The sequence below is a fragment of the Microcoleus sp. OTE_8_concoct_300 genome, from assembly GCF_031383065.1.
Taxonomy (GTDB): Bacteria; Cyanobacteriota; Cyanobacteriia; order Cyanobacteriales; family Microcoleaceae; genus Microcoleus.
Genome location: NZ_JANMZH010000558.1, coordinates 1 through 10,083, shown reverse-complemented (window position 1 = coordinate 10,083; position 10,083 = coordinate 1). Strand labels below are relative to the sequence as shown.

At 47.1% G+C, this 10,083-nt stretch carries 9 protein-coding genes; 3 read left to right on the top strand and 6 right to left on the bottom strand.

Annotation, left to right across the window (positions count from 1 at the left end; all coding sequences use genetic code 11):
* Positions 1 to 411 precede the first annotated feature (411 nt).
* The 4 genes from ACUVJL_RS25740 to ACUVJL_RS25725 all read right to left on the bottom strand — a co-directional run bounded on the left by ACUVJL_RS25740 (position 412) and on the right by ACUVJL_RS25725 (position 4,254).
* Entirely contained in the window at positions 412 to 594 is a 183-nt protein-coding gene (locus tag ACUVJL_RS25740; protein ID WP_445248436.1) for a hypothetical protein, read from the bottom strand.
* A gap of 853 nt (positions 595 to 1,447) precedes the next feature.
* A complete protein-coding gene (locus tag ACUVJL_RS25735; protein ID WP_445248435.1) occupies positions 1,448 to 2,782 on the bottom strand; it encodes a hypothetical protein in 1,335 nt (444 codons plus the stop codon).
* 490 nt (positions 2,783 to 3,272) lie between these two features.
* Positions 3,273 to 3,935 (bottom strand): (2Fe-2S) ferredoxin domain-containing protein, encoded by a 663-nt coding sequence (locus ACUVJL_RS25730; RefSeq protein ID WP_445248434.1) that lies wholly within the window; start codon positions 3,933 to 3,935, stop codon positions 3,273 to 3,275.
* 73 nt (positions 3,936 to 4,008) lie between these two features.
* The gene (locus ACUVJL_RS25725; protein WP_445248433.1) at positions 4,009 to 4,254 is read right to left on the bottom strand and encodes an Asr1405/Asl0597 family protein; all 246 of its coding nucleotides are present in this window, start codon (positions 4,252 to 4,254) and stop codon (positions 4,009 to 4,011) included.
* Between the two features lie 356 nt (positions 4,255 to 4,610).
* Here ACUVJL_RS25725 and ACUVJL_RS25720 point away from each other — a divergent pair, with 356 nt between their 5' ends.
* On the top strand, positions 4,611 to 5,153 hold the full coding sequence (locus ACUVJL_RS25720; protein ID WP_445248432.1) for a Dps family protein: 543 nt from the start codon (positions 4,611 to 4,613) through the stop codon (positions 5,151 to 5,153).
* A gap of 129 nt (positions 5,154 to 5,282) precedes the next feature.
* Here ACUVJL_RS25720 and chlP read toward each other — a convergent pair whose 3' ends face one another.
* Entirely contained in the window at positions 5,283 to 6,503 is a 1,221-nt protein-coding gene (gene chlP / locus ACUVJL_RS25715) for a geranylgeranyl reductase (protein ID WP_445248431.1), read from the bottom strand.
* 519 nt (positions 6,504 to 7,022) lie between these two features.
* Here chlP and ACUVJL_RS25710 point away from each other — a divergent pair.
* Positions 7,023 to 7,415, top strand: coding sequence for a hypothetical protein (locus ACUVJL_RS25710; protein WP_445248430.1), 393 nt, complete (start codon positions 7,023 to 7,025; stop codon positions 7,413 to 7,415).
* A gap of 618 nt (positions 7,416 to 8,033) precedes the next feature.
* On the opposite strand, the gene ACUVJL_RS25705 is transcribed toward ACUVJL_RS25710, so the two are convergent.
* Entirely contained in the window at positions 8,034 to 8,195 is a 162-nt protein-coding gene (locus ACUVJL_RS25705) for an IS1/IS1595 family N-terminal zinc-binding domain-containing protein (RefSeq protein WP_445248437.1), read from the bottom strand.
* A gap of 212 nt (positions 8,196 to 8,407) precedes the next feature.
* Here ACUVJL_RS25705 and ACUVJL_RS25700 point away from each other — a divergent pair.
* On the top strand, positions 8,408 to 10,083 hold a 1,676-nt coding region (locus ACUVJL_RS25700), incomplete at its 3' end, for an ATP-binding protein (RefSeq protein WP_445248429.1).

Genomic DNA, 10,083 nt, shown 5'->3' with positions numbered 1-10,083 from the left:
AAAATCACTGTAAGCCATTTGATTTTTCGGCCTTTTCTAGGCGTAATGGTAGCGCTTGCCTGACATCCCCAAGGTTTGAAGGAGTAGTCTTTTTTGGGAAACCTCTTCGGGTCAAGCAAGCTTGAGAAGATTTTAGCGCTTACTGTGAACAAACCTGACTCAACGGAGTACCGTTAGACCGCAGGCTTCTTTTTCCCTCGACGCAAGGGCTTTTTTGATTAATTTTTGCACCCGCACGGCGTCGCCGCTTGACTGCTACCTAGCGTCTTTTTTTTGTTAGTCCCTGCCTTTTTAACTCTCGACACATGGTACTAGAACCGATCGAGCGTACTTGCGTAAATCCTGTTCAACATAGTTAATAGACATGATGGATTTCTCCTGAAGATAGGTTGTAGAGCGATTTTGGCGCAGCTATTCCAAAGTAGAAACCCAGTCGGGACAAATTGTTGCTGCAGAAGTGCCGTTAAGGCCTGTACCGAGAACGGGGAGAATTTGACCCAAAGCATCCAGGATACAAGCCCCCGGATTCATCCGTCCAGAAATAAAAAACCTGTATTCGAGAAACTTGCCCCCCGAATTTATCCGTGGGGTCAATGCTTCAATTCTTTAATCTAAAATCTCAAATCTAAAATCGATTGACCATCTCAAAAACCCGCCCCGACCTGATTTCGGGCGAAGCGAAGCGGAGGGAATCGACCGGACATGATATCAATTCTAATTCGGTTCCACTGAGTATGGGCAATTGATCTGCACCTTTGTACAGTTCCACTTTTTGCCAGGGAAATACTGCGAAAATACTTTCTTCCTCTGGATACACCAACCACCCCTATTCAGTGCCATTTCGTCGGGAAGAATGCAGTAATTTACTCAGGACTTTGGTTTGGCTTTGTTCCGGAGACATAATTTCTATTGATATCGTTTCCGGTTGGATGGGAATGATAAAGTCAAGGTCAATAATTCCACATCCCCCCACTCCCCATCATAATGACAGCGCAAAATTTACCCTGTAATCTGCTATAGCCTTTCTCAGTAACATGAGGTGCTCTCGCGGGCATAGGCCTCCGTGGGCATAGGCCTCCGTGGGCATAGGCCTCCGTGGGCATAGGCATAGGACTCGCCCCCATACCTCACCACGCTTGAGAACCGCTATATGTTCGCCTTGAGGCAGGGTTTTTTGAATAATTTCTCCCTTTATCAAATCTGAGGTGGGTTCAGTTTCTGGAACTTTTAGGAAGGCTTCAAAAGCGACTTTAAGTTTAACAAATGTAGTCATCAGTCAGTTCAGTTAAAAGTAAACTGGATAGCAGACTTTTACCGAGTTCCAACTGAAGCCCAATTAGCTTTCTTTTTGGTAATTGGTAAGTCTGAGCAATTACCAATTACCCATTACCAACTACCAACGCCGGGATTCCATCAGTCACAGCTTATAACTAGCAACTTCAGTTCGCTATCGAAAACTCGGCAATTCAATTTCAGCTAGCGATCGACGTTTTTTAGAAGGCCGCAGCGGACTGGCAATCAAGGTCAGCCAGTCGGGTTGTGCGACTGCTGTAGGTTTGGCCACACTCGATCGCACTTCTTGAATGCCAAAGGTTTCAACTGAATTCAAAATTTGAACAGCCGGTGCCAATTCTGGACTGCCTAATTTGACAGCAGCAGTTTCGGGTTCAGACTCAGCCACCGGCAGTTCAGGTTCCGCAACCGCAGGGGCCGAGTCAGTTGTCGGCTCCTGAGGCTGGTTGGTTTCGGTCGGATGCAATTGAATGCCGGATACTTGGGCTAATTTGTTGAGTTCCAGATTTGCTATGGATTCAGAGTCGATCGCATCGGAAGCAGCCACTGCCTCTGAATGCTCTGCAGGTTCCGACCAAGGTTTAACAGGGGAAGCGTTGAAAGCTGGCGGCACCGGAACCTGAGAGCTTTTGACCGCCGCGAGCAAAGATTCTAATTGCGCGGTGGCGGTATCATCTGCATTGTCAGGCGGGTCGATCATCGGTGGCTTTATGTGCGGCATCTCCAGACTTCTTTCCAAGGCAGCTTTGAATTGCAGGGTGTGGCGCTGCTGGCGGTGCAAGCGCGATCGAAGTTCCCTGCAAACATTTTCTGTGGCTACTAGCTGGTGTAACTGTTCGTTGTAGCGCTGCACAGTAGACGCACATTCTCGCTCAACAGCCGCTAGCCTGGCTTGGCTGGTTGCCAAGTTACTTCTTAAACTTTCGACTAAAATTTCTTGACTTTGGAGAGTTTGATGGGAAACTTCCACTTTGCCAAACAGCCGCGTCAATTGTTCTTGAGTATTTTCGAGTTCTGCAGTCCGTTGTTGTAGCAAAGTTTCGCGATTCTGCAAGGTGTTTTGGGACTCTTCGAGAGCTGTTTCTAGCTGGGCGAGGCGCTGCAAAAGGTCGCGGTTGCATTCGTGCAGCGCTTGCATTAGGGTGACTGGGGTCGATCCTTTGCCCTTAGCCTGTTCGGCATTGCCAAGGAGATTTTTTAGATTGTCTGAAATCGGGGGCGAACCCGCCTCGGTAGGCTGTGTCTGAGATTGCGAATTTTTTGTTTCAGGTTTTGTGGGAATTGCATCTACGCTGATGGCGTTGGGAAAATCTACTGTTTGCCAGTCTTCTTCTGGCTGTTGGGGAACCCTTGCCGGAGTGTCTGTCGGATGGGGGGCGATCGGCTCAAAACCCCCAGCAGCAGCCAAATTTGACTGCAATGGTTCGGTATCGGATGGAACAGCAGGGTGCGGTTGGTGCTGATGGGCTCGAAGATCAGCTTCTGACATGGCTTTTTATCCCAATAGTCACAGGGTCTGTGATACAGTCTATCCTTATAGATTCTCCAGAAGGAAGCCCCTAAGTGATAGTTTTTGTCATTTTTCCTGTTTTTTGGGACAATAGCCTCTAAATCCAGTGGCGCGATCGAGCTATAGCGTTCGCAAGAAGTCCGATCGAAGTCGTCTTGCGTGAACAAGGAAGAAGCAATAAAATCAAGGGTTTGAGCAATTAAGAACGTCCTAACCGTTTTAGCGGTTGCGCTATTATACAACCCGAGCTCAAATTAACGCGTAAGATGCGCGCACCAGAACCCTGCGGATGTGAGTTTTTGGCCGCGAGTCCTATCCAAATGATTTTTCCCAATGTCTAATAGCAGTTTCAAAAAATGATGCAACTGTAGGGCGGCGATCAAAACCCCTACAGAATCAGTTATTCCCAATTTTTTAATTCTTTAATCTCAAATGGTATAACTTAGTGTTTCCGCATCCGTGCGATCGCCTAAACTTTAACAACTGCAAAATGTTTGTCAATGATTGCTGGAACTTCTGCCGGCGCAATGCGGCTGTAGCGAGTTTTGTCCGGCATCACAACTATATTTGGACCCGCTTTGCACTGTTTGAGACATCCGGTTCCCTGAACTGTCACTTGGTCTTCTAAACCGCGCGAATTCAAAGCATTTTCTAAAGCTTTACAGACTCCTCCAGCGCCCCGCTTCAGGCAGTCTGATTTTTGACATACTAATATTTTGGTTTGGGTTTTTGCCGCAGCTTTTACAGTTTGAGCTGCTGCACCAGAGGTGAATTCGCTTTTGGCGATCGCGCGATCGTCGGATGTCAATACCGCAACAGGCAGATTGGTAGAGTCGAGCAGTTCTGGCGATCGGTCATTTTTGCCTTGAGCTAGCTTGAGGCTGCGAGCTTTAAGTTTTATTTTACCGTTTTTCAGATTGAGTTCTTTCTCACCTACAACTTGAACTTTCAACCCGGGCGTCAAAACAGGTAACAGAAATGACCGCAATTCCTTGCAAAGTTTAACAAGATATTCTACTCCCCGATCGCTGCTAATTCGCAAATATTTAAGTTTGCAGCCATCTTCAACAATCAGGCCGAGGATTTCTCCCTCTAAACTGAATTCGGAAACTTGCTTGCCAGATTTATACATTGTTATGACTCCTTTAAATCCGTTACATCCGTTACATCTTGTACACTGCGCGTTGCCGAACTTCCTTCTACCTTTACCCTATTTGCCAGCAGCACTCCAGCCACTGCACCAGTTCGCCTCGAGGGGCACTGACTTGCCTCAACACGCTCATTAACTGAGCCGCTTGTTTGACTGTGTTGACTTTTGCCCGCAAAGGTTGGTCAACTCCACACCAGCAGGGAATTTCTAGCTCTTGCAAGCGTTTGTAAACTTGCCATCTATCTAGCCAACTAACTTGCACAATGTCACAAACGTCTAATTCTGGCTCTGCGGGATTCATTTTTTGACAACAGTAATAATTTGCATTAATTTTTGATCCTGACCGATCGCCCGCAGAAGTCAAAAGCTAGATTTCCCAAGAAAATAAAGGATTATCAAAAGCCCTTCCTGAAAAATTCTGCCTTTTGCCTTCTACCTTCTGCCTTCAGAAGCTGCGCCCCACTTTCAGGAAGCCTTCAGAACGAGAATCTTTTTAAAGCATAACCCAACTGCTAATTATTCTCAATAGGTTTAGAAAAAAATTTTCCTACTCTAGAAAATCTTCCACTATCGAGGCAGACCTTGCTTGACTCGTAAATCTACGGTGCTAGACTGACTATATTGGCAACAAAACTGCCTATTGAGAGGAAAACACCCATGCCTGAGATTCAGAGTGCATTGAGACCATTTGGCCACATAGCCGAAAACCCAGTTCTACTGGAACATTCAGTCACAGCACCGATTTGTGAAGGAATGAACGCGCTGCTGGCCAGCTTTCAGGCTCTCTACCTGCAATATCAAAAACATCATTTTGTGGTAGAAGGGGCAGAATTTTACTCCTTGCACCAATTCTTTCAAGAAAGCTACGGAGAAGCTCAAGATAGCGTCCACGAGTTGGGCGAACGGTTAAACGGGTTGGGTGGCATACCAGCAGCTAGCTTTAGCAAGTTAGCCGAGCTGTGCTGTTTTGAGCCGGAAGCCGACGGCGTATATTCCTGCCGCCAAATGCTAGAACACGATTTAATTGCAGAGCAAGCTATCCTCGGTTTGCTGCGGCGTCAAGCAGGACAAGCAGAAAGTTTGGGCGATCGAGCTACGCGCTACCTCTACGAAAAAATCCTGCTAAAAACAGAAGAGCGAGCTTATCACATTTCCCACTTCCTCGCCCCCGACACCTTAGTGCAGTTGAACTTGAACTAACAATTCTTCTTCTTCCTCTTCCTTCGCGCCCTTAGCGCCTTCGCGGTTCGTTATCTTAGATCAAAAAAAAAGCGAGCAGTTTTGTGACTGCCCGCTTTTTTTATACAAAGTGCGTTTACCCGCCCGGAATTAAGGCGCTAAAGCATTGCCGCGTAACAAGCTACCAATGGTTTTCGCAGTAATCTTCATCTGCACGAAAGGATTAGCCGGTACTACTGTCTTATACAAGTAGCTATCGAATGTGAGTTTTTGCACATCGCGATCGGCACACATTTCCACAAAAGCTTCGCGAGTAGCATCGGAACGGTAAAACACGCGCTGCAAAATGTCAAGAACTTTGTAAGTAATGCCGTAGGCTTTATCCCACCGCTTCAAGTAAACCTTAATTTCCTCTTCAGTCGGAATCCGCGCGCCTTTATTGGAAATCTCAACAATCGTTTCGGCGCACATCCGGCCAGACTTGGCGGCAAAATAGATACCTTCGCCGGAAGACTTGGTAACGTAGCCGGCGGCGTCGCCTACGAGAGCAACTCGGCCGACAACCCGGCGGGGACGCGGATGTTCCGGGATGGGGTGAGCTTCCACTTTAATAATCTCACCGCCCATCAGTTTTTTGGCAGCGCGGGCGCGGACGCCTGCTTGCAGCTTTTTGATGCTGGCTTGATTGACTTTCATCGTGCCGGTACCGACGGCTACGTGGTCGTATTTGGGGAACACCCATGCGTAGAAATCCGTAGATACGTCGTCGCCGACGTACATTTCGGCTAAGTCTTCGTAGTAAGCCATTTTATCTTCTGGCAGGCGGATGCGCTCTTGGAAGGCGATCGCATAATTGTAGTCGCCAGCGTCGATCGCCTTTGCTACGCGGGAGTTAGCGCCGTCAGCCCCAATTACCAAATCCACCTTCAGAGTTTTCTGAATTCCCATGGCGCTGCCGTCGGAGTGGTCGGCATAGTGGAGAATGTAGGGGTCGGTGTTGTTTGAAGGAATATCTAATGTGTGAACGGTGCCGTTAATCAGTTTTGCACCCAAGGAAGCGGCGCGATCGCGCAGGAAGCCGTCGAGCACTTCGCGGCGGCACATACCGATATATTCGTGTGCGTTTTCGATGTTGATGTCCACCTCGACGTTGGAGGGGGAGATCATTTTCATTTTTCTGACTTGGCGGTCTATGATATGTGGCGGCAAGTCAAATTCGCTGACCATGCACAGAGGAATCGCCCCACCGCAGGGTTTGGCGTTGTCTAATTTACGCTCGAATAGGTATGTTTCGATGCCTGCTTTTACCAGTGTTTCGGCGGCGGAAGAACCCGCAGGGCCTGAACCTACTACTGCAACCCTTAGTGTCAAAGTTTTTCTCTCCAGTTTTTTTCTATAGGCATTACTCAGGTGTGATGGTATCACGGACTTTGGATGCGGTAGGCGTTCGGGCCGGAGATTTCAATGAAATGAAACAGAGCTTAACAGTTCGATACGAAAATCGGGTCTGGGGCGATCGTTTCGATCGAAGATCTTAAATTTTTCAGTGTAGATGAAGGTGGACTGACGCTGATGTGCGATTGAACATTTTGCAATATTTTCTAAGAACAGGCAAGATGCCTGTTCCACAAAGAATGAATTTTCTGCTTATGGGGTGGGCACGCGAGCCCGCCCGGACATGAACAGGCTTTCCGGCCTGTTCCACAAAGAATGAATTTTCTGCTTGTGGGGTGGGCACGCGAGCCCGCCCGCCCTGAACAGGCTTCCCTAGCCTGTTCCACAAAGAGTGCATTTGGTTTTTGTGGGGTGGGCTTCTAGCCCGCCCGGAATAGGTTAGAACCTGTGCAATTAAGTTACATTTAAGTAGTTCCACTTATATCTAAAATTCTTATGCTCGGTAATTTCCAACAAAGCAACCTGCGGATTGAGCTTGAAGCTTCCGAAACAGCGATTAAAGACAGCTTGTTGCGTCCGAGTCAATTGCAGCAGTGGCTGTGGCCGCAGCAGTTGTCTAGCGGTTTGCCGGAAGAATTTTCTCAAGGTTTGACGTTCACGAGTTGGTTGGGCCCCGTGGCAGTTCAGCATCACGTTGATATTGCTGAGCAGAATTGTTTGCGGCTGTTATTGAGTCAGGGAATTGACGGATTTCACGAGTGGTATTGGGGCGACGGTTGGGTGCAGTCTCGGTTGGAGGGAGTGTCGCTGCTGCCGCTGAATTTGGGGCAAACCGCGAGTTTACTGCGGCTGCGGGAGTTTGTAGCCCGCAAGGGTAAGGGGAAGTAGATAAATGACTCTCCAAAATCATTAGAACAAAGTCTGGTAGTCCTGCATAGCAAGGAAAAATTCTAAACACTTTTAGGGCTAAAGAAGCGTTATAATCAGGGCTAAAATACCAGAATACCGCGAGATGATTGGAGAGCTTTGTAGATGAGGACACGCTATTTCTTACAATAGCGAGATCTGCTTTGCCTCAGGGTGTTATTGAATCTTTCGATATCAGAAGTTGGGCCCGTATCTTTCCCGACAGATTTGTGTCGCTGGCGAGGAAAAACTTTTTTAGAGACGGTCCCAAAATCTGTATAAAAGACGAGAGGTTGTCTATAAACTGCAACGAGGGAATCCCACAAACCTCTAGCACCATTTTCAACTCTACTTCCTATCTACAGCCCTAGAATTTCTTTGGTTAAGGCATCAATCGCCAGCTCTTGCCACTGCTTGTTAGCGTTATAGCCTATAAACGACCACATTTCATCAGATTGGCTCGTTAGCTTGCCTTTTTTTTTACTTTACTTGAACTTGCCGGAGGACGGATGCTAATTGTTGAAAAACACATAGTATTGCAACCAGCGGGGGGACACCCCCGTGACGAAAGGCAATCCCGGCTCAAGATATTTTTTCTTGCTAAAGCCGATCGATCAATTCTTTTGTTTCTTCTGAAATCGGTTGATGTCTGGGGTTTGGAACAAACTGCCTGTGACAATCTCTACATTTAAAGTTTTGGTTTCCGCTGTGGGTCGGGCCATTTGTAACGCTGTTTGGAGAACCGCAACGAAGACAATTCATAGAATTGAGAATTAACAAGGCTGAGATACGTACCATTATAGCTCCTTACCATTCCTATGCCACACTACCTGAAAGCCACGAGCTGCTCAAAAACTAACAGTTTGTGATAAAACACAATTTGTTCCTTTCTAATTCCTTTCTAAAGCGTTATTCTAGACACAACGAATCGGGTGCGTTTTGACTTCGCGTTAATTTTTACCCTAAAAATAAATATGCTCTCCATTCCAGGCATTGCCGTCCAGACACTTCTCTATGAAAGTGCCAACTCTCTGGTTTACCGGGCGATTCGGGAAGCAGATAACCAACCGCTCATCCTCAAACTTCTCAAAGAGAGCTACCCCACACCTCAAGAATTGCTACGCTACCGCACCGAATACCGCATCACCCGAGAGCTGAAAGACGCGGGAGTCGTGCAAGTTTATGACTTGCAAAAATACCAAAACAGCCTCGTGATGTTTGTCGAGGACTTTGGTGGTCAATCCTTGAAAATATTGATGCAGCAGCGAAAGTTTAGCCTCAAGGAATTTCTGCTGGTTGCTTCCGCCACAACTGAAATTTTAGGGCAAATTCACAGGGCAAATATCATCCACAAAGACATTAACCCTTCTAATATAGTATTCAATCCAGCGACGGGGCAGATAAAACTAATCGACTTCGGCATTTCCACTCAGCTAACGCGAGAAACGCCGAGCCTGAAAAACCCCAACGTTTTAGAAGGCACCCTTGCTTACATCTCGCCGGAACAAACTGGGAGGATGAATCGCGCTCTCGATTACCGCAGTGACTTTTACTCCCTCGGCGTCACCTTCTACGAATTGCTGACAGGAAAACTGCCTTTTGAGACAGAAGATGCTTTAGAGTTGGTTCACTACCACATTGCTAGAGATCCGGTTCCAGCGCACGAAATCGCTCCCACAATTCCCCTAATTCTCTCGAAAATTGTCAGTAAATTGATGGCGAAAAATGCCGAAAACCGCTATCAAACAGCCGGGGGGCTAAAACACGATTTAGATAAGTGTCGGGTTCAATTACAAGAGACCGATAGCATAGAAGAATTTGACTTGGGAACGCTGGATATTACAGACCGTTTCCTGATTCCCGAAAAGTTATACGGTCGGGGAAGTGAAGTTGATAATCTATTAGCAGCCTTTGAGCGAGTCAGTACAGGTAGCGCCGAAATGATGCTGGTAGCTGGCTTTTCAGGGATTGGTAAAACCGCAGTAGTGAACGAAGTCCACAAGCCAATAGCCAGACAGCGGGGCTATTTTATAAAAGGCAAATACGACCAATTCCAGCGCAATATTCCTTTCAGTGCATTTGTGCAAGCATTTCGGGAATTGATGGGGCAATTATTATCAGAAAGTGATGCTCAATTACAAACATGGAAAACCAGGATTATGACAGCAGTGGGCGACAGTGGGCAAGTGCTAATTGAGGTAATTCCTGAATTAGAACGCATCATTGGCCCTCAAAGTCCTGCACTAGAACTGTCGGGAAGTGCCGCCCAAAATCGCTTCAATCTGCTGATGGAAAAGTTTGTGCAAGTATTTACTACTGCCTCACATCCCTTAGTGATGTTTTTGGATGATTTGCAGTGGGCGGATTCGGCATCCCTGAAGTTGCTACAACTGTTAATGCAGGATAGGGGGCATCTGTTGGTGTTGGGTGCTTATCGGGATAATGAGGTGTCCGCTGCTCATCCGTTTATGTTGACGGTGGATGAGATTGTGAAGTCTGGGGCAGTGGTGAATACAATTACCCTGGAACCTTTGAGTTTAGCAGATCTCAATCAGTTGGTAGCAGATACGCTGATGTGCGATTTATCTTTGGCCCGGCCTTTGACAGAATTGGTTTATCAAAAAACCAAAGGTAATCCCTTTTTCTCTAC

Coding starts and splice junctions, on each gene's coding strand:
- ACUVJL_RS25735 (WP_445248435.1), bottom strand. CDS start 2,782: ATGTCAGAAGCTGATCTTCGAGCCCATCAGCACCAACCGCACCCTGCT.
- ACUVJL_RS25730 (WP_445248434.1), bottom strand. CDS start 3,935: ATGTATAAATCTGGCAAGCAAGTTTCCGAATTCAGTTTAGAGGGAGAA.
- ACUVJL_RS25725 (WP_445248433.1), bottom strand. CDS start 4,254: ATGAATCCCGCAGAGCCAGAATTAGACGTTTGTGACATTGTGCAAGTT.
- ACUVJL_RS25720 (WP_445248432.1), top strand. CDS start 4,611: ATGCCTGAGATTCAGAGTGCATTGAGACCATTTGGCCACATAGCCGAA.
- ACUVJL_RS25710 (WP_445248430.1), top strand. CDS start 7,023: ATGCTCGGTAATTTCCAACAAAGCAACCTGCGGATTGAGCTTGAAGCT.
- ACUVJL_RS25705 (WP_445248437.1), bottom strand. CDS start 8,195: ATGAATTGTCTTCGTTGCGGTTCTCCAAACAGCGTTACAAATGGCCCG.